General features: G+C 46.2%; 18 protein-coding genes and 2 tRNA genes. 7 read left to right on the plus strand and 13 right to left on the minus strand.

Going from position 1 to position 22,860, the window contains the following annotated elements:
• Positions 1-213 precede the first annotated feature (213 nt).
• The 3 genes from DXC01_RS09435 (at position 214) to DXC01_RS09445 (ending at position 3,493) form a co-directional block, all read left to right on the plus strand.
• Positions 214-1,086, plus strand: a complete 873-nt coding sequence (locus DXC01_RS09435) for a damage-control phosphatase ARMT1 family protein (RefSeq protein ID WP_022213188.1) — start codon at positions 214-216, stop codon at positions 1,084-1,086.
• A 158-nt stretch (positions 1,087-1,244) separates the two neighbouring features.
• On the plus strand, positions 1,245-2,336 hold the full coding sequence (locus DXC01_RS09440) for an ABC transporter ATP-binding protein (RefSeq protein ID WP_118252220.1): 1,092 nt from the start codon (positions 1,245-1,247) through the stop codon (positions 2,334-2,336).
• A gap of 68 nt (positions 2,337-2,404) precedes the next feature.
• Positions 2,405-3,493, plus strand: coding sequence for a PucR family transcriptional regulator (locus DXC01_RS09445; RefSeq protein ID WP_330427653.1), 1,089 nt, complete (start codon positions 2,405-2,407; stop codon positions 3,491-3,493).
• Positions 3,494-4,048: 555 nt separating this feature from the next.
• Here the strand turns inward: DXC01_RS09445 and DXC01_RS09450 are convergent.
• The 3 genes from DXC01_RS09450 to modA form a co-directional block, all read right to left on the minus strand.
• Positions 4,049-5,101: a sulfate/molybdate ABC transporter ATP-binding protein gene (locus DXC01_RS09450; protein ID WP_118698798.1), complete on the minus strand. Its 1,053-nt coding sequence runs from the start codon at positions 5,099-5,101 to the stop codon at positions 4,049-4,051.
• Positions 5,101-5,796, minus strand: coding sequence for a molybdate ABC transporter permease subunit (gene modB, locus DXC01_RS09455; protein WP_022214270.1), 696 nt, complete (start codon positions 5,794-5,796; stop codon positions 5,101-5,103). Before modB ends, DXC01_RS09450 begins: the two co-directional genes overlap by 1 nt.
• 75 nt (positions 5,797-5,871) lie before the next feature.
• A complete protein-coding gene (gene modA, locus DXC01_RS09460; protein WP_118698799.1) occupies positions 5,872-6,726 on the minus strand; it encodes a molybdate ABC transporter substrate-binding protein in 855 nt (284 codons plus the stop codon).
• A gap of 157 nt (positions 6,727-6,883) precedes the next feature.
• On the opposite strand from modA, the gene DXC01_RS09465 reads away from it, so the two are divergent.
• Positions 6,884-7,096: a TOBE domain-containing protein gene (locus DXC01_RS09465; protein ID WP_022214272.1), complete on the plus strand. Its 213-nt coding sequence runs from the start codon at positions 6,884-6,886 to the stop codon at positions 7,094-7,096.
• On the plus strand, positions 7,089-8,012 hold the full coding sequence (locus DXC01_RS09470) for a helix-turn-helix transcriptional regulator (RefSeq protein WP_118698800.1): 924 nt from the start codon (positions 7,089-7,091) through the stop codon (positions 8,010-8,012). Before DXC01_RS09465 ends, DXC01_RS09470 begins: the two co-directional genes overlap by 8 nt.
• 67 nt (positions 8,013-8,079) lie before the next feature.
• Here the strand turns inward: DXC01_RS09470 and DXC01_RS09475 are convergent, their stop codons facing one another.
• From DXC01_RS09475 to DXC01_RS09490, 4 genes are all read right to left on the minus strand, one after another.
• A complete protein-coding gene (locus DXC01_RS09475; protein ID WP_118698830.1) occupies positions 8,080-8,994 on the minus strand; it encodes a hypothetical protein in 915 nt (304 codons plus the stop codon).
• A 102-nt stretch (positions 8,995-9,096) separates the two neighbouring features.
• Positions 9,097-9,999 carry an undecaprenyl-diphosphate phosphatase gene (locus DXC01_RS09480; protein WP_022214275.1) on the minus strand — a complete coding sequence of 301 codons (903 nt, stop codon included), beginning with the start codon at positions 9,997-9,999 and terminating at the stop codon, positions 9,097-9,099.
• A 200-nt stretch (positions 10,000-10,199) separates the two neighbouring features.
• Positions 10,200-13,415, minus strand: a complete 3,216-nt coding sequence (gene carB, locus DXC01_RS09485) for a carbamoyl-phosphate synthase large subunit (protein WP_118252224.1) — start codon at positions 13,413-13,415, stop codon at positions 10,200-10,202.
• A complete protein-coding gene (locus DXC01_RS09490; protein WP_118698801.1) occupies positions 13,402-14,490 on the minus strand; it encodes a carbamoyl phosphate synthase small subunit in 1,089 nt (362 codons plus the stop codon). Before DXC01_RS09490 ends, carB begins: the two co-directional genes overlap by 14 nt.
• A 242-nt stretch (positions 14,491-14,732) precedes the next feature.
• Between DXC01_RS09490 and DXC01_RS09495 the strand changes: the two genes are divergently transcribed.
• Both DXC01_RS09495 and DXC01_RS09500 read left to right on the plus strand, forming a co-directional pair.
• A tRNA-Leu gene (locus DXC01_RS09495) sits at positions 14,733-14,816 on the plus strand.
• A 33-nt stretch (positions 14,817-14,849) separates the two neighbouring features.
• A tRNA-Leu gene (locus tag DXC01_RS09500) sits at positions 14,850-14,933 on the plus strand.
• 108 nt (positions 14,934-15,041) lie between these two features.
• Here DXC01_RS09500 and DXC01_RS09505 read toward each other — a convergent pair.
• The 6 genes from DXC01_RS09505 to DXC01_RS09530 form a co-directional block, all read right to left on the minus strand.
• Complete coding sequence (locus DXC01_RS09505) at positions 15,042-16,706, minus strand: hypothetical protein (RefSeq protein ID WP_118698802.1); 1,665 nt, start codon at positions 16,704-16,706, stop codon at positions 15,042-15,044.
• A gap of 20 nt (positions 16,707-16,726) precedes the next feature.
• On the minus strand, positions 16,727-18,058 hold the full coding sequence (locus DXC01_RS09510; RefSeq protein WP_118698803.1) for a serine hydrolase: 1,332 nt from the start codon (positions 18,056-18,058) through the stop codon (positions 16,727-16,729).
• 27 nt (positions 18,059-18,085) lie between these two features.
• Positions 18,086-18,676 (minus strand): zinc ribbon domain-containing protein, encoded by a 591-nt coding sequence (locus DXC01_RS09515; RefSeq protein WP_118698804.1) that lies wholly within the window; start codon positions 18,674-18,676, stop codon positions 18,086-18,088.
• 29 nt (positions 18,677-18,705) lie between these two features.
• Entirely contained in the window at positions 18,706-20,130 is a 1,425-nt protein-coding gene (gene clpX, locus DXC01_RS09520) for an ATP-dependent Clp protease ATP-binding subunit ClpX (RefSeq protein ID WP_118698805.1), read from the minus strand.
• 150 nt (positions 20,131-20,280) lie between these two features.
• A complete protein-coding gene (locus DXC01_RS09525; RefSeq protein ID WP_118698806.1) occupies positions 20,281-21,747 on the minus strand; it encodes a S1C family serine protease in 1,467 nt (488 codons plus the stop codon).
• Positions 21,748-21,871: 124 nt separating this feature from the next.
• Entirely contained in the window at positions 21,872-22,795 is a 924-nt protein-coding gene (locus DXC01_RS09530) for a glycosyltransferase family 2 protein (protein ID WP_118698807.1), read from the minus strand.
• Between the last annotated feature and the right edge of the window lie 65 nt (positions 22,796-22,860).

The following is a 22,860-nucleotide window of genomic DNA, read 5'->3' on the forward strand; positions in this document are numbered from 1 at the left end:
TCCCAGTCTGCGATTTTCTACTTCTATTTATTCTACACAAAATCAACAGGAAAAGAAATAGATATTTGCCCGATTCATGCGGTTTTCGATAAGTAATTGCTAAATATATTCAACAAAAAACACGCCTTCTGCCATATTTCTTGTCTTATTCTGTCCGAAGCCTTATAATAGGAAATATCTGTATCAAAACTTTATGTTCCAAGGAGGAAACTCATGAAACTGAATCCATTCTGTATGTGCTGTGCCATCAACAAGCAGGAAAAAAAGATCCGTGATTTTGATGACGCAGACCGAAAAACCGAATATATGAAAAAAGTCATGGAGCTTATGGCAAATGCCGGCGAGGACGACTGTGCCCCGAGTATTTCCATTGATCTGAAAAAAATGTTCAGCGATTTCTGGGAGCAGCCCATGGAAGATTACTCTTCCATCAAGAAAGAATTCAATCAGCTCATGCTAGATCTGGAACCATCTCTTGAGGAAACGATCCGGAACTCTGACGATCCGCTGAAAACGGCACTTCTCTATGCACGTATCGGCAACTATATTGATTTTGCCGCACTTGCAAATGTGGATTCTGCCACTGTCCTCTCTCTTCTTAATGAAGAAAATAAGGATCCACTTGACGAAAATGAATACCGCCGCTTCCGCGAAGAACTCGCCTCTGCCTCCAGGCTTGTTTACCTGACAGATAACTGTGGTGAAGTTGTACTTGATAAGCTTGTCGTCAAACTGCTGAAAGAATTCTATCCTGAGCTTGCCATCACTGTGATCGTCCGCGGTTTCCCTGCTATCAACGATGCGACAATGGAAGATGCCGAGGAGATCGGGCTTACAGAGATTACCAGAGTCATCGGCAATGGCAATGATGTCGGCGGCACCTGGCTTCCGCATATCAGCGAGGAAGCACGGAAACTGCTTGAAACAGCAGATCTCATCATCGCCAAGGGCCAGGGCAACTATGAAACACTGCATGAATGCGGTCTCAATATTTATTATCTTTTTCTGTGTAAATGTGAATGGTTCCAGCGTCAGTTCCATGCACATCCACTGGAAGGTATGTTCATAAATGAACGCCGGATCTGACGGATTGACGAAGCTTTTCCCCCTTTTCGTCAATCTGTCAAGAAACCACCAAAATCTTTGTAAAAATCTTCACTGGTAAGCGTCTTTTGTTTTCGCTATACTGATAACAGTTCAAAACGAAAGCAAAAACTACTACAATTATTTTGGAGGAATAAGAAATGGCAAGTTTATCTTTACAGCATATCAACAAGACATATCCGAACGGTTTCGAAGCCGTTAAAGATTTCAACCTTGAAATCGAAGATAAAGAATTTATCATCTTTGTAGGACCATCTGGATGTGGTAAATCTACTACACTTCGTATGGTAGCCGGACTGGAAGAGATCTCCAGCGGTACCTTAAAGATCGGTGACAAAGTTATGAACGATGTAGAGCCGAAGGACCGTGATATCGCAATGGTATTCCAGAACTACGCTCTGTATCCTCATATGACAGTATATGATAACATGGCATTCGGACTGAAACTTCGTAAAGTTCCGAAGGACGAGATCGACAAAGCAGTTCGTGAAGCAGCAAGAATCCTTGACCTTGACAAACTCCTTGATCGTAAACCGAAGGCTCTTTCCGGTGGACAGAGACAGCGTGTTGCTATGGGACGTGCTATCGTTCGTAATCCTAAGGTATTCCTTATGGATGAGCCGCTCTCCAACCTGGATGCAAAACTTCGTGTACAGATGCGTATCGAGATCTCCAAGATCCATCAGAGACTGGGTGCTACTATCATCTATGTAACACATGACCAGACAGAGGCTATGACACTTGGTACCAGAATCGTTGTTATGAAAGACGGTGTTGTTCAGCAGGTAGATACACCACAGAACCTGTACCAGAAACCAGGCAACCTGTTCGTAGCTGGATTCATGGGATCCCCGCAGATGAACTTCCTTGATGTTGAGATCAAAGAAAAAGGTTCTGACGTTGTTGCAGTATTAGGCAAAGACGAACTGGTTATCCCGGCTGCTAAAGCAAAAACTCTCAAAGATGGCGGCTATGTAGGAAAAACAGTTGTTATGGGTATCCGTCCGGAAGACGTTGCAGATACACCGAATGGTTCCATGTCTTCTACAGTTAAGGTTTATGAGCTTCTTGGTGCAGAAGTATTCCTGTACTTCGATGTAAACGGAACTCAGATCACAGCTCGTGTTGATCCTGGCACAAAAGCAAAAACAGGCGATCCGGTTAAATTTGACTTCGATATGGAGAAAACTCACTTCTTCGACAAAGATTCCGAGCTTGTTATCACAAACTAAGATTAAAAATTTAAAACCCGGGGGACTTTTCTCCCCGGGTTATTTTTTTATTAAGAAAGGAATTTATTATGTCTATATCTATACAGAGAAATCTGCAGAAATGTATGGAGGACTGGAAACAGATCAGTGGTCTTGATTTCTGTCTTCTTTCAGAGGATAATTCAGTTTTTGTCGCTACCGGTGAAAGAAGGATTCCTTCTGCCGGCAAGCTGGAGAATTTCCGAAATGGAGATGCGCTGTGCACTGCCAATGCCTCCTGCTGTCTTTATAAGGTTATGGACCGTGATGAGCTTCTTTATATTCTGATCGTGTGGGGAAGCGGAGAAAGCACTTCTACGATCGGAGAACTGGCAGTCTGCCAGATCCGAAGCCTGATCGAAGCTTATTCTGAAAAAAATGACAAGAATGCTTTTATGCAGAAGCTGCTGCTTGGATCTTACAGTGAGGTCGAGGCTTTTAACAGGGCGAAGAAACTACATATTTCTTCTTCCTGTCAGCGCGCTGTCTTTCTCGTCGAGACGCGGCAGACCGGGGATGAACATGCGCTGACTATGATCCGGAATATTTTTTCTGCGCGGACACATGATTTTATTACGTCGGTGGATGATAAGGGGATCATTATCGTGAGGGAGCTTGTCTCTACGGAGACATATGAAAATCTGGAGGCTACGGCGCATATGCTGGTGGATATGCTTGGTGCTGAGGCTATGACGCAGGCGTGGGTTGCATATAGTAATGTAGCAAATGGGCTTCGTGATCTCGCGAACGCATATAAGGAAGCGCGGATGGCGCTGGAGATCGGGAAGATTTTTTATTCCGAACGGAATGTGTTCGGGTATCGGAAGCTTGGGATTGGACGGTTGATCTATCAGCTTCCGGAGGAAGTTTGTGAGATGTTTATCGAAGAGATTTTCGATGGGGAATCTTTGGATGTGATTGATGGGGAGACTTTGAATATAATACGGACGTTCTTTGAAAATAACTTGAATTTGTCAGAGACGTCCAGGCAGTTGTATGTGCATAGGAATACACTTGTATATCGTTTTGAAAAGATACAGAAACGGTTTGGATTGGATTTGAGGTCGTTTGAGGATGCTTTGACATTTAAAATTGCGATGCTTGTTTCTGGGTATCTGCGATACCGCTCAAATCCCTGAAAACGGTGTTTTCTGTTCCTTTCTGAAAGGAAACCAAACCGTCAAGGGACTTGCCAGTCCCCTGACAACCCCTGGGCTAAGTGTTGGACGAAAATTTATCTTATGGGGAGCCCTTTGAAAAATTCTCCTGGTGTTTCAAGTCAGAAAATTTCCGTATAAATATAAGCGCAGACTTGCACGGTTGCTCCCTGAGTCTGTGCTTATTTATGTTGTTGGTTTTTCTGTATGCTTCAGATTTGCACCTTAAACCAACTAATCCTACGTATCTATTGTTCTACATGCTTCCGCAGTATCACATACTACGGACCCGTCGACACCACGCCTTCGGCGTGCTCGCGGGAACTCCAGCTATCACGAACTCAAGTTTCCGCGCTTTTCGCGCAGCGAAACAGCCTTAGCAGTTGACGTCAACCCGTTCTGTCTTGATGCACCAGGCGTGGCCAAGTAGGGGGAGTATACACGCAATTTATTGCGTGTATGAGCAAGTAGCGTATGCGGATTGCGAATGTCCGCTGCTTGGGAGCTTCGGCCTTCGCAACTTTGAGATGCTCCCCCTCAGGGTTTCAGGAGCATCAGATGCTCGGGTGGGAGGTACAGGTACTTAGGTAAGTTGGCTCTTGGGTCCAACTGAAAATTCGGTTTAGGTCGCATCCACCAGAGAACAGCGTCTGTGTCCGCATTTGGACACTTAACCAAATACTGATGTTCGAAGGTAGTTTCTATGTAATCCTGAACTTCGAAGGGAACAGTATTCTGGCCAGGGGTCTCGGCAGGCTGCATCCAGTGCCCTCGGATAGCTACATGCGTAATGTCATCCGGGACTTCCTGGGTGGTGTGGAGTTTGAGACCCCAATCCAGAGCCTCGATCTCGTAAGCCCCCAGCTTACGAGCCCTGGAATTGTTTTTGCAGCCGGTGAGGCGGGCTACTTCGAGGAGGCCTGGCTGCTCGAAGAGGTGCCTGGTGTCTCCGAAGGTCAGGGTTCTGCCGTCTTTGAGGAGCATGAGTTCTTTGCAGAAGCGGAAAGCTTCGTCACGGCTATGTGTTACCATGATCATGTCGCCCTGGTATTGTTTGAGGAAGTCTTCCATGTCTTTCTGGAGGGTGTCCTTGAGGTAGCCGTCGAGGGCGGAGAATGGTTCGTCGAGGAGGATCGCCTCTGGTTCTCCGATCATCATTCTTGCGAGGGCTACTCGCTGCTGCTGACCGCCGGAGAGCTGGGATGGGTAGCGGTTTTCGAGTCCGTCGAGGTGGTATCTCTTAACAAAGTCTGCTACTTTGGCATCCTGAATTCCTTTTTCTCCGCGGAAACCGCATTTGATGTTGTCCTTTACTGTCATGGTCGGGAAAAGGGCATAGTTCTGAAAAAGGTAGCCGATCCTTCTCTCCTGTGGTTTGAGATTGATCTTTTTTTCAGAGTCAAACACAGTTCTTCCGTTGATGATGATCTTTCCCTTGTCCGGTTTCTCGATTCCGGCGATGCAGCGCAGGGTCATGCTCTTGCCGCTTCCGGATGCTCCGAGGATCCCTGTTGCGGAGCTTTTGCTGTCGAATGCTGTTTTCAGCGAAAATCCCTTAAAGCTTTTTTCTATTTCTACATGGATGGCCATTAAATCCACCTCCTGCTCTTCATTCCCCTGCCGGAGACGATATTGATGAGTGCCACGATCGCGAATGAGATCACCACGATCACCACAACCCAGAAACCGGCAACATCATAGTTTCCTGCCGAGGTTTCTGCTGCGATCGCTACGGAAACGGTTCTTGTCTTGCCGAGGATGTTTCCTGCAAGCATGGAAGTTGCACCGTACTCTCCGATCGCTCTCGCAAAGGCAAGTACAGTTCCGGAGGCGATTCCCGGACCTGCTGCCGGTACGATGACTTTCCAGAAGATCTTGCGGTCGCTCATTCCCAGGGTCTGTCCTGCATAGATCAGGTTTACGTCCACCTGCTCAAACGCAGCTCTGGCGTTGCGGTACATCAGCGGAAATGCGATCACTGCTGCTGCAATGACGCAGCCTTTCCAGGTCTGTACAACTTTGAAGTCAAAATTTTCGAGAAGAAACTTACCGAATGAGCGTCTGAGGCTGAAGATCAAAAGGAGAAAGAAGCCTGCAACTGTCGGTGGAAGAACCAGCGGCATCGTGAGGATCCCATCCAGGACCGCTCTGGAACCTGGTTTGAGTTTCATGATCTTTCTTGCACAGAAAATTCCCAGAAAAAATGCGATCGTAGTTGCCACTACGCCTGTCTTGAGGGATATCCACAGGGGACTCCAGTTTATATCCTGTAAAAATTCCATCATTGTATTATTTCCCCTTTATCAGCAAAAAAGGGCAGACTATGATCCGCCCCTTTTGCTGACTTTTTATTTTTTATATTAGTTGGCAGCTTCCTCTGTTACTTCTGCTTCAGCGTCATCTGCTGTTTCTTCTGCTGTGTATGGAGCGAATCCGTACTCTTCGAATACTTTGAGAGCATCATCTGTCTGAAGGTATGCAAGGAATGCATCTGCTGCCGCTGCTTCGGACTCAGATGCCTCTGCATCCTCTGTCAGTCCTACCGGGTAAAGAACTGGTGTTTCAAGGGATCCAGCCGGTGCTTCTGCGATGATGTCAACTTTATCTGCTACGGAAGCTGCATCTGTTGCGTATACGATACCAATCTCGTTACTTCCTTCGCTGACGGATGCGAGAACGTCTGTTACGTTTTTACCTTCGTTGATCTCCATCTTGTTTACATCATCTTCGATTCCGAGGTTCTTGAAGATCTCACGGGAGTACTGTCCAACCGGTACATCCTCTCCTGCCAGAGCGATGTTAGCTGCGTCTGTGATGTTCTCAAATCCTGTAACCTTGGTTTCTCCGTCCTTTGGTTTGATCAGAACAACTTTGTTCTCAAGGAGATCTACTACGGAATCTTTCTTAGCGAGGTCTTCGTCTACCAGAGCGTCCATCTGTTTGGTTGCTGCTGAGAAGAAGATATCACATCTGGAACCTTCTTCGATCTGTGTCTGAAGTGTTCCTGAGCTGTCTGCGTTGAAAAGGATATTTACATCCGGATATTCCTCGTTGAAATCCTTCTGGATAACTTCCATAGCGTTGTTAAGGCTTGCTGCGATAAATACATACAGATCTCCGCTTGCGTCATCTGCTGTTGCTGCCTGTACACTTCCTGCGCTCATGCCTGCTGCCAGCACACCTGCAAGCATTACTGTAACTAATTTTTTCTTCATATTTTTTCCTTTTGTTTATTGTTGTTCTGTTTTATTCGGTTTTGCCATGTTTTATTTATTTTATCTCAGATAGCTATTCTTGTCAAACGATTTGCCCTGTGCTATGATAGAAAATATTAATAAAACCCAAAAATATTTTTATAGGAGAAAAAATTTTATGAAATTAAGTGCACGCAATCAGTTAAAAGGAAAAGTAATCGACATCAAAACAGGAGCTGTCAACTCTATCGTAACTCTTGACATCGGAGGCGGCAACATCATCGTTTCCACAATTTCCTGCTCTGCAGTAGAAGAACTTGGACTGGAAGTAGGATCTGACGCTTATGCAGTGATCAAGGCTACTAACGTTATGGTTGGTATTGATGAATAAACTCTATACCGCCCAGGAAGTTGCAGACAGACTAAGGGTCAAAAAGACGACGGTATATGAGCTGATCAAACGAGGGGAACTTTCCTCCTCAAAGATCGGCAAGCAGCTTCGGATCAGCGAAGAACAGCTTGCAGAATATCTCAAGGGAACTGTTTCTGATTCCGAACAGCGTCCTGCTTCTCCTGATTTCCGCCCGGAGAGTTCTCTTCTCAAAAGGGATTATCTCCTTAATTCCAGCGGACTTATCATCAGTGGACAGGCTCCTTCTGTGATGGAGCTTCTGATGGGGCAGATGGCTGCACATCCTCTGGGACTGCCGATCCTTCATTCTCATATGAACAGCTACAACGGTCTTTACTCTCTTTATTTCGGGAAAGTACATGCCGCTGCTGCCGGAGTTTTTGCAGAAGATATCACTCCTCTGCTGCCGGGAATCCCACTTGCACTGCTTACACTCTATGAATTTACACTTGGGTTATATATTAAAGAAGGAAATCCCAAGGACATTTCTGGTATCCAGGATCTTACCCGCAAGGACATCATTCTTGCCAACCGTGAAAAAGGCAGTACCAGCCGGATCTATCTGGATAAACAGCTTAAGAAAATGCAGATCCCTGCTTCTTCCATATCCGGATATCAGAAAGAATTCGTTTCTGACTTTTCTGCCGTTGCTGCAGTGATCGACAGACACTGTGATACTGCGATCGGAGAAAAAGCTGTCGTTCTCAACGCCGGAAAGCTGGACTTTATTCCACTTCTCAAAGTTCCGATGTATCTTGTCATGGAGGCCTCTTCTCTGAATTCTCCCGGATTTCAGGCACTCATCGAGATCACCCGTTCCGACGAATTCAAGACTGCACTCCGCGGTCAGAACTGTTATTACACGGCTCATACCGGAGAACTGTCTTATTTATAAAGAATATATATTTTTGTACATAAAAAATCTGCCCCTCCATTTAAGGATGCGGGCAGATTCTTTTTTGTTAATAATCCCAGTCTGAACTGCTGGACTCGTCTGTGTCATAGCCTTCGTCAGCATAACCACCGTCGTCATAGGAACTATCATCATAGCTGCCATCGTAACTGTCATCATAGCTTCCGTCATTATAATCATCACTGCTGTCGCTGGAATCATCATAGGAGCCGTCATAACTGCTGTCGTCGTTGCTGTCATAAGAGTTATCATAGGAATCACTACTGCTGTCGGAACTGCTGTCATAAGAGTCACTGCTGTCACTGGAAGAACTGTCGCTGGAACTGCTGTCCTCTGAACTCTCATCACTGCTGTCACTCGTCTCCACTGAATTTCCTCTTGTATCTGTTTCTTTCTTTGTGGAAAGGCTCATATAACGCAGGTATACAGAAGATGTACTGTCGTCAAGCATCAGAGAAGCTTTTTCCATATCTCCAAAGTTTACAGAATAAATCTCATAGCTGTTTCCATCTGCTGTGACAAGCTTCATATCATAATTTGCAGAAGTACTGTCAGAAGTGCTCTCTGATGAGTCTCCGGACTCTGTTGTGCTGGAAGAAGTCTCTCCGCCATAATACATCTGCACCTGTTCAGCAGCCTTGATGGAAGACTCCATAGAGATCAGGTTCTTGCCCCAGTCTCCGTCTTCATTTCCGGAAGTTCTCAGATAGAGTTCACGGATATCACTCTGAAGACTGTTTGACAGATAAATAAACTTCGCCTGCGCTGTCTTGGTACCGATCATCTTCGGTGCCGGTGTGGAAGTCGGAAGTGGTGTTACGGTTGCCGGAACAACGGTAGGTGTCGGTGTCGCCATCGGAGTCGGTGTTACTTCAATGAGTTCTCCACCCTTGCCTCCGCATCCGGCCAGTGTCAATGCCATAGCCGCCGCTGCGATCATAGCGATATATTTAGATTTATGCATGTTTTCAACCATCCTTTCTGAACTGCAACGAATTACAGTCAAAACTCTCTTGTTTTTCGCGTTCATTATCCCACGGATTTACTTAAATGTCAAATTAAGCAATTATCCAAGGAAATTTCTGCCGATAAAATATCCGAGTACAAGGATACCGAGAACGATTCGATACCATCCAAAAGCCTTGAAATCGTGCTTTTTGATGTAACCCATCAGGAACTTGATCGCGATAACAGAAACAAAGAAAGCTACCACAACGCCTGTTACCAGTGTCAGGATCTCAGCCGGTGTAAAGGCAAAGCCGAATTTTACCAGTTTCAGAAGGCTGGCTCCGAACATAACCGGGATCGCCAGGAAGAAGGTAAATTCTGCTGCTACTGTTCTTGAGGTTCCTACAAGGATTCCACCGATGATTGTAGAACCGGAACGGGATGTTCCCGGCACTACAGACAGTACCTGAAAGATACCAATCTTGAACGCTGTAGCAAAACTTAAGTCTTCAAGGGAAGTACAGGTCGGTTTTCTTCTCTTATTGTAGTTTTCAACAAGGATAAAGATCACACCGTAAACGATCAGGGCGATCGCAACGACTACATAGTTGTTGAATTTCTCTTCGATAAAATCATTGAACGGAAGGGCGATCACGATCGTCGGGATGCAGGCTACCACGATCTTAAACCAGAGGATCCATTTGTCCTTATCACAGAATTTCTCAACAAAAGTCAGCGCGATACGGGAAACCGGATTCTTGCGGGCAAGCTGCGCTTTCTTTTTCTTCGGGATCTGCCTTATGTAGAACGGCCACAATTTCCCCCAGTACAGGACTACGACCGCAAGGATCGCACCCAACTGAATGACAACCAGGAAAAAATCCTTGAACTCTGTGGCCATATCCATCTTGATAAATTCATCTACCAGGATCATATGACCGGTACTGCTGATCGGAAGCCATTCTGTGATTCCCTCTACGATGCCGAGGATCACAACTTTTATAAACTCCAAAACACTCATGTTTCTTTTCCTCTCTGTTTTTATTTTTGATCCAGAACTTTTCTCTGAACTTATACAGTATATTACAGTTTCCGTGGTTCGTAAACCTTTCGATGCATTTTCGTTCAAAGTTTAACTTTTGTTTAGATTTCCTGTAATACACAAGACCGGAGAAACATCGTCTGTCTCTCCGGTCAGTAAATTATTATGTCTTATCTGATTTATCTGCTTGCGATCGTTGCAATGTCGATCAGTGTCAGGTTATGAAGATCTGTGTTCTCAAGGCTGGTTACAAGTGCTTCTGCTGTATCCAGACTGGTAAGGACATTGACACCTGTCTCGATCGCGTTTCGACGGATCACGAAACCATCCTTCTGGTGTTCTACACCCTGCGGCGGTGTGTCGATGACAACGTCGATCTTATGTCCGAGGATAAGGTCCATAAGGTTCGGTGCAGGCTGTTCCAGTTTGTTGGTACGGATCGCTTTGATTCCGTTTTCTTTGAGGACTTTGGCGGTTCCTCTTGTTGCGTAAATGCGGTATCCAAGAGCCTCGAAACGTCTTGCGATCGGAACAACTTCTTCATGGTCTTCGTCCTTGACGGTGATGATCATGTTCTTGTATTTCGGAAGTTTGATCCCTGCTCCGATAAAGGCTTTGTAGAGGGCTTCATTGAAGTTCTCTGCAATACCAAGGCACTCACCTGTGGATTTCATTTCCGGTCCAAGGCTGATATCTGCGCCGCGGATCTTCTCGAAGGAGAATACCGGCATCTTAATCGCGATATGTTTTGCCTCCGGCTGAAGTCCCGGTTCGTAGCCCATATCTTTGAGTTTGTATCCGAGGATGACCTTGGTTGCCAGCGGCACGATCGGGATTCCTGTCACCTTGCTGATGTAAGGTACGGTACGGCTGGAACGTGGGTTTACTTCGATAACATATACTTCTTCGCCGCAGACGATGAACTGGATGTTGATCATTCCGATTACATGGAGTGCCTGTGCCAGACGGCGTGTGTACTCTGCGATCGTATTCTTTGCATTCTGGCTGATAGTCTGTGCCGGATATACGGAGATACTGTCACCGGAATGGATACCTGCACGTTCGATGTGCTCCATGATTCCAGGGATCAGGATATCCTCGCCATCGCATACCGCATCAACTTCAATCTCCTTACCCATCAGGTACTTATCTACCAGGATCGGGTGTTCCTGTGCGATCTGGTTGATGATTCCGATGTATTCCTCTACATCCTCATCACTGACTGCGATACGCATGCCCTGTCCACCAAGTACATAGGAAGGACGAACAAGTACCGGATAGCCAAGTTCGTTGGCTGCTTTTTTGGCTTCTTCGGCGGTAAATACGGTGTGTCCCTTCGGTCTCGGGATCTGGCATTTCTCCAGGATCTCATCGAAGAGCTCACGGTCCTCTGCCGCGTCAACATCCTCTGCTGATGTTCCGAGGATCTTGACTCCCATTTTCATCAGTGCTTCGGTAAGTTTGATCGCGGTCTGTCCACCGAACTGAACAACTGCTCCGTCCGGTTTCTCGATATTTACGATGTTTTCCACATCTTCCGGTGTCAGCGGCTCGAAGTACAGTTTGTCTGCGATATCGAAGTCGGTGCTGACTGTTTCCGGGTTGTTGTTTACGATGATCGTCTCGTAGCCCTCTTTTTTGAATGCCCAGGTACAATGTACGGAGCAGAAATCGAACTCGATACCTTGTCCGATACGGATCGGTCCGGAACCAAGGACGAGGACTTTTTTCTTATCATGGGTAGCTACGGCTTCGTTTTCTGTGTCCGGTCCGCCATATACAGAGTAGTAATATGGTGTTGCGGCTGCAAACTCAGCAGCACAGGTATCTACCATCTTGTATGCGGCTGTGATCTTGTAGCCCTGACGGAGAGCCTTGATGTCTGCCTCTGTTCTTCCGCAGAGGTCTGCGATCACGTAGTCCGGGAATTCCATGCGTTTCGCCTCAAGAAGAAGTTCTTCTGTCAGCGGCTGGGTCCTGAGTGCCTGTTCCATCTCTACCAGGATCGCGATCTTGTCGATGAACCATCTGTCGATCTTGGTGATCCTGTGGATGTATTCCTTGGAAATATCTCTGCGGATCGCTTCTGCGATCTTCCAGATACGGCGATCATCTACAACTGCCAGCTCGTCGATCAGCTCGTCTTCATCAAGTCCTGTGAAATCGTAGGACATCAGGCTGTCCACGTGCTGCTCCAGAGAACGGATAGCTTTCATGAGTGCACCCTCAAAGTTATGGCAGATACTCATAACCTCACCGGTAGCTTTCATCTGAGTAGTCAGTGTTCTCTTGGCTGTGATAAATTTATCAAATGGAAGTCTCGGGATCTTGACTACACAGTAGTCAAGCATCGGCTCGAAACTTGCGTATGTCTTGCCTGTGATCGCATTCGGGATCTCATCGAGGGTATATCCAAGAGCAATCTTTGCTGCAACTTTGGCGATCGGGTAACCGGTTGCCTTACTTGCCAGTGCGGAAGAACGGCTTACACGAGGGTTTACCTCGATAACACAGTACTCGAAGCTCTCCGGATGAAGGGCGTACTGTACGTTACATCCACCTGTGATACCAAGCTCTGTGATGATGTTCAGAGCGGAAGTACGGAGCATCTGATATTCCTTGTCTCCAAGTGTCTGGGACGGTGCGACTACGATGGAGTCACCGGTATGGACACCAACCGGATCGATGTTTTCCATGTTGCAGACTGTGATGCAGTTTCCTGCACTGTCACGCATTACTTCGTATTCAATTTCTTTCCATCCTGCGATGCAGCGTTCTACCAGAACTTCTCCTACACGGGAAAGTCTGAGTCCGTTCTCGAGGATCTCTCTCAGTTCATATTCGTTGTTGGCAATACCGCCGCCGCTTCCGCCAAGGGTGTAAGCAGGACGGAGAACGACCGGATAACCGATGGTTCTGGTAAATGCGACACCATCTTCTACGGTTGTTACGACCTTGGAAGCTGCGACCGGCTCGCCAATCTTTTCCATGGTGTCCTTGAATTCCTGACGGTCCTCTGCCTTCTTGATGGTCTCTGCAGTGGTACCGATCAGGCGCACATTGTGTTCCTTGAGGAACCCTTTTTCTTCCAGTTCCATTGCAAGGTTCAGACCGGCCTGTCCTCCAAGAGTCGGAAGAACGCTGTCCGGTTTCTCCTTGAGGATGAGCTGTTCTACAACTTCTACAGTAAGCGGCTCGATGTAAACTTTGTCCGCGATATCTTTGTCTGTCATAATGGTTGCAGGGTTGGAGTTCAGAAGAACTACTTCCATGCCTTCTTCCTTGAGAGAGCGGCATGCCTGTGTACCTGCATAGTCGAATTCTGCTGCCTGACCGATGATAATCGGACCGGAGCCAATTACAAGAACTTTGTGGATATCTTTATTTCTCGGCATGATCTGTTCCTCCCATCATTTTCATAAATCTGTCAAACAGGTAGCTGGAATCCTGCGGTCCAGGGCAGGCTTCCGGATGAAACTGTACGGTAAAGATGTTTTTGCCGATGTAAGCCATACCTTCGTTGGTACCGTCGTTTACATTGACAAAAGCAGGTTTCGCGATTCCCTTCTGCTCCAGGATATCTGAGTCAACAACATATCCATGGTTCTGTGAGGAAATGTAAACACGTCCTGTCGCAAGATCCTTGACCGGATGATTGCCGCCTCTGTGTCCATATTTCATCTTGTGTGTATCTCCGCCTGTTGCAAGTGCCATCAACTGATGTCCGAGGCAGATCGCAAAGATCGGCACATCAGATTCATACAGCTTACGGATTTCTTCTATTATAGTAGTACACTCCTTCGGGTCTCCAGGACCATTGCTGAGCATGATTCCGTCCGGGTTGTCCGCAAGGATCTCTTCTGCCGGTGTAAGTGCCGGATAGATGGTTACCTGGCAGCCTCTCTCATTCAGGGAACGGGCGATATTGCGCTTCGCGCCGAAGTCCATGAGAGCTACTTTGGGTCCATTGCCCTTGAGAACGTCCTTCTCACGGCAGGTAACTTTCTCGACTACTTTTCCAGTTGTATATGCTTTTAAGCGGGGGATTATTTCATCTAAGTTGTAGTTTTCGTTGACTGTGATCATACCATTCATGGTACCTTTTTCACGAAGAATTTTGGTAAGAGCACGGGTGTCAATACCTGCGATACCCGGTATATCATGTTTTTCAAGAAAATGCTGGATCGTATCCACGCTTCTGAAGTTGCTTGGGATACGGGATAATTCACGAACAATAAAACCATCGATCCAGGGCTTCCTGGACTCCTGGTCCTCATAACAGATACCATAATTGCCAATCAGAGGATAAGTCATGCAGACCGCCTGTCCTGCATACGATGGGTCAGTCATTACTTCGAGATATCCTGTCATGGAAGTATTAAAAACAATCTCACTGATGACTTCTCTTGTTGAACCGATACTGGTTCCTTTAAACACATGGCCGTCTTCTAATATCAGAAATGCTTTCATATAATCTCCCTTTCTGCTTTTTATCTAAATCTTCAAGATTGTATCATAAGAGTTTTGTTTTTTCAACAGATTCCGACACTAAAAATAATTCAGTTGTACTCAAAAACTTTTCTTTGGTAAATTGTTGCAGTTGAAAAGACAAACCAAAAAATTAAAACTATTTTTGATTTTACTCTTGACATTTCATCCCTCATAGGTTATTATAATCAGGCAGTCGGCGAGTTCGACTGATTATATCAAATGCAGAAGTGGCGGAATTGGCAGACGCGCAGGCTTCAGGTGCCTGTGGTCGCAAGATCGTGTGGGTTCAAGTCCCATCTTCTGCATTTAATCAGACAATGTCTGATTCATATTGAAATGCAGGAGTGGCGGAATTGGCAGACGCGCAGGCTTCAGGTGCCTGTGGTCGCAAGATCGTGTGGGTTCAAGTCCCATCTCCTGCATTCTTTTTTTGTCTTAATATGGTAAATAATATCCCGCAGCATCTCATCTCAAAGATTCTGCGGGATTTTTATTACATTGCAGTCAGAGAAGTATCGGTGACTCTCTTATTATTTACTTCTGATCTGATAAACATCCACATTTCCGATTGTCTTTATAAACACTGCCTGTGCACTGCTGTCATAATACTGACGGATATACTTCAGTGTCAGGTCAATATTATCATCCACCAGATAAATGCTGTCATTGTTGATCACATCTCTGTAAGGATTTGTGATCCCATGCGCCTCCATCTCCTGCGTATATCCAGGTGTCCGGCATTCCCATCCGCCAAACCAGTACACATTGTCCAGAAGATTCTCCGGCATCCGGTCAAACGGACCATAACATACGATCTCAGAAAGCATTCCACTCTTTGCCAGATACGTATGCTCCTTATCTGTTCCGAGCGTTTCCAGAACTGCCCTCTGGCTCACTCTTGCCTCCGGGATAGTCGAAGTCATGATCCTCCAGTCTCTGTACATCAAAAACTGCCCTGCTGCCACACATACTATGCACAATACCACAGACATCTTCGCATCCATATGCCTGAGTTTTCCTGCTGAAATGATCCACAGCATCACGAGACATGCGCTGAACCACAGACCGACATCGACACGGTTCACCATATACCGCCCCTGATAATACAGGTAAAAATATACCGCCATGAGCATCATCCACTCTGCCAGCACAGAAAGTACGGAAAAGATATCTTTCTGTCCCCAGATCAGCCAGACCAGCACAAAAACAGCAAAAACATAAAACATCGGCATTTTGAGAAGATCAGAAGGATACCGCTTCAGAAATGCCGTCACAGTCTTTCCTGTCAGCGGACGCTTCTGTTTCAGATCCACCAGTTTCTTCATGACATCTGTATTAAATTTCTCTGTGTCATTGAAATTCCAGCTTCGGTACAGTTCATAGGCATCCCTGCTGATCCCGAGTTCTTCATAAATTTCCTGATTGCTATCATAATCCGGAAATCCATAGTCCAGAAGCCTGGAACGAAACTGGTTGAACTCCTGGTATTCTTTCCACTCCGCACTCTGGTAGTTTGAAGCATCCCATCTGTCCACGCCAAACACACACGCCAGAAGGACTCCAAATGTCAAAACACACAGTCCCAGTCTGCGAAGTTTCCTGCCCTTATATTTCCTGAGATCAAATAAGAAAAGAAGTCCTGCTCCTGCCATCAGACCGCAGCTTGCCCAGAACTGGTCCTCCCGGTACATATAAGCCATAATTCCGAGGCAGATACCAAAGACAGCCTCAGCCCAGGACCATCTCTCCTTCTCCAGCACATAAAGCAGTAAAAAAACGGATGCCGCCGCTGCAATTCCTGCTGTCTTGGTAAACTGCAGATGAATGTATCCTTCATAACCAAATCCACATACAAGGATCAGAGAAAGACACAGGCCGGAAATTCCTTCCAGCCTGTTTATTAATACATAAGTCACTGCAGTAAATGCCACCAGAAGAATCACATACTGAAAAATCGTGTACCACGGCAGTCTGCCTGTCACTGCGTACAGAAACCGGTAGATCACACCCAGCCCGTAATTCTGAAATACCAGGTGTGCATCCTTCACTCCTCTCAGTCCGCTTCCAAGTTCTGCAAAAACAATATCATCATTTGTCTCAAACGATGGGCGCATTACCAGCACCATCGCAAACAGCGCCAGAAGATTTGCAGCCAGTGCCATGGATATTTCTTTGCATTTCTGTTTTAAATTCATTCTGTCATTTCCTGTCAACTTTATTTGTTCAGATAATTGTATACTGTTCCCGAAATACTTTTGATGCGCGGGATCGCATAGCCTTCACTTCCGGTTCTTGAAAATACACAGATCACATAATCTGTCTTTTTTCCAAAAACAATTGCCATGTCATGGTCAACACTTGAAGTTTCTCCTGTCTTGTTTGCAACTTTGACTCCCGATGGAAGCCCTGACGGGATCTTCCATCTTCTTGTCTGTCTCAGAAGAAGGTTCAGCATTGCTCTGGAATAGCTGGATGACACACAGGTTCCATTATAAATACGCTCCAGAAGAACTCCGCAGTCCTTTGCAGAAGATACATTGCTGCTGCCATCACCGACATAAGAAGAAGCTGCCGGATGAAGGCTGTGATGACAGCCTGTCTCAGTGTAGCCTTTGGCACTCAGATAGCGGTTAATCGTCCTTGCACCATCGAGGAAACTTCTGGATTTGCTGTTGTATCGGATCAGCTGATTGCATGCCTCATTATCACTTACTGTGATCATATCTGTCAGAAGGCTTTTTACAGTTGCATTATAGCTTAAATTTCCCCGCTTGATCTGGTCGAACGTCGATGCCATGACAAATGCCTTGATCGTACTCGCCGGATACATTTGCTGGTCATTCAGATTGATCACGCCGCCATTCTTAAGGTCTTTGACATAAACGGACCAGGAACCGCCGTAGCTGTTCAGCATCTGACTCAGTTTCTTCTTGAGACTGTTCAGTTTCATATCCTCTCTGGAGCATTTATGCCCCTCAAAGTCCACGTAACTTCCGTCCGGTACTTTCTTACTTCTGGCAATAGTTCCGTCTGACTGAAGATAACAGCCGTATCTCCAGCAGTTCTCATAACGCTTGCCATAAGGTGTGAGTAGATACTTCTTCCCTCCGACAGTGATCCAGCCTTTCTTCCGGTAGAGACTTCCGTTCTGTCCGCCAAAATAATAGGTTCCCTTAAACTGCTTTCTGCCAAGTGTCGTGTTTACCTTGTGGAAATGTTTGCCTGTACAGAGACGTCCTCTGTTGTCAAACATATAGTAGCCACTCTTTAATCGGTTCCCTGCTGGTACTTTGACGTAGTTGAAACCGCCGACACTTCTGCCATTCTTGTCCCTGAGCCACCAGTTATAGCCTGTATCAAGGATATATCTCCCACTGGAACCCACCAGTTTGATCTTTACCGTCTTTTTTGTCGTTGATGCGGCCTGTGTTTCTGATGCCGGGACTGCCACAAGACCCGCAGACAAAATCATAAACAATACTGTAAGCAGCAGACCCCTTGCCAGCCTGCCGCCTGATCCTGCCGTCCGTTTTTCTTTCTCTTTCATAACCGCCACTCCTGTTATCTGATTTCGTTATTCAGTTTTTTCTTCCTGTACACTGTCTTCTTTCTCTGGAACTTCGTTCGCCTCTGACTCTGATACTTCTTCCTGTACAGTCTCTTCTTTGGAGAGGCTGACTTTACTCCCTGTCTCCTCTGTGCCGTCTGTCACATCAACTTCTTCGGAAGTTTCCTCAGTCTCATAAATCTCCTCGGCTGTTCCGTCCACAGTATCACCGGCTTCTTCCTCCGGTTCCGGAATCGGGCAGGCTGCCCCGCATCTGGAACAGAACGCATCATTTCTGCCAATCGGATTACCGCAGGATGGACAGAATCTGTTTCCTTTGACACCGTCCATCTCTTCTTTGTATTTGTCTACCTGGGCCATTCTGTCATCGATCTGTTCACAGATTGCCTTCTCCTCTTCGTCTACCGGAACGCCATCTCTGTAGCGTTTGTAGATGATCTTGCCGAGATCTGCCATCGCCTTGTTGATCTGTCTTTCTTCACCGGAGATCTTGTTTCTGAGGCGCTGTGTCTCATAGACTTCCTCTGCACGGCCGCTCAGTTCTCGTGCTGTCTTTGTGAGTGTTTCTCCTAAGGTGCCAAAAAAATCCTTTGCCATAATAAAATTCCTCTCTTTCTTATGAAATCCTAGTTATTCTCTGTAAGAAGTGGAACTTCCTGCCCGCGGAGCAGGATCTGTGGTCCTCCGGTTCCTTCAATATATTCCTTCGTAATGATAACTTCACCAATGCTGTCATCCTTCGGGATCTCATACATGATATCCAGCATATATTCCTCCAGAATTGCACGAAGTGCTCTGGCTCCTGTATCCTTCTCCATGGCTTTGGCTGCGATCGCATGAAGTGCACCGTCGTCAAATTCCAGTTTCACCTCATCCAGTGCCAGAAGCTTCTGATACTGCTTGAGAATTGCGTTACGTGGCTCAGAAAGGATCTTGACCATCATATCCTCATCCAGTCCGTTCAGCGTAAAGATGATCGGCAGACGGCCAAGGAATTCCGGAATCATTCCGAAGTTTCGAAGATCCTCTACGGTCACTTTCTCCAGAAGATGTGGATCATTGTCGTATTTGTCCTTCAGGTCCGCATAAAATCCAATGGATGCCTGCTTGTTCAGTCTCTCCTTAATGATGTCTTCAATATCCGGGAATGCACCGCCACAGATAAACAGGATATTTCTGGTATTTACTGTAGTCAGCGGAACCATTGCATTCTTGCTGTTTGCTCCGATCGGAACCTCTACATCAGCTCCCTCCAGAAGTTTCAGCATTCCCTGCTGTACAGCTTCTCCACTTACATCTCTCTGATTGGTGTTTTTCTTCTTGGCGATCTTGTCGATCTCATCGATAAAGATAATGCCGTGCTCCGCCTTCTCCACATCGTTGTCTGCTGCTGCCAGAAGCTTGGAAACAACGCTCTCAATGTCATCCCCAATATAGCCTGCCTCAGTCAGAGAAGTCGCATCCGCGATCGCGAGCGGCACATCCAGAAGCTTCGCCAGTGTCTTGACAAGATAGGTCTTGCCACATCCTGTCGGTCCGATCATAAGCATGTTGGATTTCTCGATAGCGATATCGTCCATCGTATCTGTTGCAACTCTCTTGTAGTGATTGTAGACCGCCACAGACATAACCTTCTTGGCATGCTCCTGTCCGATCACGTACTCATCCAGTGTTGCTTTGATCTTGTGCGGTGCAGGGATCTTCTTAAGATCCAGAACCGGCTCAGCTTTCTTTTCTTTTTTCTTAGGTTTGACCTTCTGATGCTGTGTCGGGTTCTGTAAACTGCTTAAATCAATCATGCTGATATTCGGCATGTTAAAAAGATCATTATAATTAAAATTGCTGCTGCTCATCTGCTGGTTCATGCTGTCAAAACTCTTCTGCATGCAGTCCGAACAGATATGTATGTTATTTGGAAGATCGATCATCTTACCCGCCTGCTTCTCTGATCTGCGGCAGAGGGTACAGAATTTCTCCGATTCATACTTGTTGTCGTCATCCTCATTTTGAATCTCTTCCTCTATGATATCATCGTTGTATTTATCTGACATAATTTGCTCCTTTCGGTTTTGGTTCTGTAAAATACAGAACGCACAGGCCCCCGAACCTGATCCTGGTCCAGAGCCTATGCGTTCATTATATCATAACCATCCAAACTGTAAACTAAAGTTTTTATAAAATACTTATCCTATAACCACGCTTCAGTCTCCATATCCTGACTTCGGGCGTTTCCCCAGAGTTACCTGCACAGTCTGTTCCTCGTACTGTCCATCCTCTGCCCTTGAAATCGTCACATCAACCGTCTCACCGGCTGCATAATAGACCATCTTGCTCTCAAGATCATCCCTGCCAGTAACTGCCTGTCCGTCAAATCCCGTGATGATGTCACCCTTCTGGATCCCTGCGTTCGCAGCAGCTTCACCTTCGCTTACTTCGCTTACAAAAACACCTACAGGCATGTCAAACATCTCCATTGTCTCAGAAGAAAGATCTACTGGTGTAATTCCCAGATAAGACGCTTCCGAGCTGTCTACCTTGTCTCTTGTCTGACGGCTCATCAGTTCCTCCAGGATCGGCTGTGCTTTGGAAATCGGAATAGCATATCCCATTCCTTCTACTGCATTGCTTGCAAACTTGGCTGAATTGATTCCGATAACCTCACCCTTCATGTTGAGAAGCGCACCACCGCTGTTACCCGGGTTGATTGCCGCATCTGTCTGAATAAGTCCGGATCCGGTCGTATCATCTGTAGAAATGGTTCTGTTCAATGCGCTGATCCAGCCGGAAGTTACAGACTGTCCGTAACCAAGCGCATTACCAATTGCAACTACCTGCTCTCCAACATCCAGATCATCTGAAGTGTCAAGCTGTGCGATCTTAATACTGGAAAGTGTATCTGCCGGAATATCCGACTTCGCAACTGCGATCACCGCCAGATCGTTTGTCTCATCTGTTCCCTTGATCTTGGCACTGACAGCATCCTCTACATTGACATCTCCGGTGCTGTCAGAAGCAGTCTCTGCTGCTTCCTGCTCTGCGCTGACCACATCATCGCCCATAAAGCAGACACTTAAGGTCGTTGCTCCGGATACTACATGATTATTGGTCGCGATCAGGAGTTCGTCGTCATTTTCCCCAACGATAATGCCTGATCCACTGCCCTCACTGGAATACTGCTGTGTGCTTCTGGAAGAAAATCCAAATCCGAAATAATACGGAATTTCCTGAATGCTTACTGATGTGATCGCCACGACCGTCGGCATCGCTGCCCTGGCCACACTTGCTACACTTCCTGCTGTTCCCGTGGCAGCTGTGTCTTCCTGCCCTGTTCCTGAATCAGCAGATGCTTCTGTCACAAGCTGTGCTGTATCTATCTGTTCCTGCACGGTATCTGTCTGTGTCGTATCTGTTATAAAACCTGCTGCCAGATTCACACCCTGAAAAACAATGCCTGCTACCAGACCAAATACAACTGCAAGTCCAATCGTGGTGCCCAGTCTGTTCCGTGGTTTCTGTTTTCCTGGAGTTACTCTTTTATCTGATGTTCCTGAATTCTGCGTCGTTGTTCCCTGATGCATATGATAGTGTGCGTAGGAAGGCGGCACATTCGAATCTTCTACTGTCTTCTCATACTGCGGAGCCGAATTCCATCTTCTTTCATCGTCCATCTTTCTGCTCCTTTCTCTTATCCTTTTCTTGTATGAAAACAGTGTATCAGTCAATTGTGTTCAAAGTGTGATAACTCCTTTAAAAAAGCGTGTGTTGCTGTTTGTTTCCCTTCTCTCAGTCTGGTCAGAATGCCTTCCAGTAATAGGGACTCATTGTACACCACATAACGACTCTGCGAGGAAGTTTTTGATATTTTTTACCTGCCAGATATCCCGCATATTTGCATCCTGACTGCATGACAAAACCCGGGATCAGCCAGATCTTTCCTCTGGAAAGGAGATAGCGGAATGTCTGCTTCACCAGGCGGATGCCCTCACCTTCTGATTTCACCGATGCAAAAATTTCCGGATGCTCTGCCTGTGAAACACCCAGGTCAAAGTTTCTGTGAAACTGCTGCATGCAGGAATAATTGTGAGAATGGATCACCTTCGCATCTGCGGCATAGGCGATCCCGTATCCTGCCTGGATCAGATTTCCGGCATAGATCATATCCTCATTAAAGATCGTCCGCTCTACAAAGCCTCCAAGCTTCTCAAAAATATCTTTCTTATAAGCAGCACATACATTGGAGCAGAAATATGTCTTGATACCATACCTGGGAAGATCAGCCTTCGTCTTAACGCAGGAAATTTCCGGATAGTTGAAAGATCTCGTGTAACGCTCCACAAAACTACACTCGGCATTCGGAAGCTGTCTGGCATAGGCAGCCCCGATCTGCTCATCAGAACAAAGTGCTCCTGTCAGATTCTGAATCAGCTCTCCGTCTGCCGGAAGTGCATCCTGTGTCATAAATACCATGATATCTGCCTCAGACAGCGCGGCTGCTTTTTTCCTGGTGCCGCCGTGATCAAATTCTGCTTTCGGGATATGATGAACTTCCAGAAATGGATATTTCTCATCCCATTCTTTATTCCAGAATTTCTCCTCTGTATTCATTATGATGATTCTGTGGATCGGGCAGCTCTGTTTCTGAAGACGCTCGATCAGCCTGCCAAATTCTTTTCCCGGGCGATATGTGGGAATGATCACATCTGTTGTTTTTTCCATTGTATAAATCTCCATTTATAACAGAAGGGAATTCCTGCCTGAGAAATTCCCTTCTGATCATCTTA

Origin of the sequence: Blautia sp. OM07-19 (assembly GCF_003481595.1) — a bacterium.
Classification (GTDB): Bacteria; Bacillota; Clostridia; order Lachnospirales; family Lachnospiraceae; genus Blautia_A; species Blautia_A intestinihominis.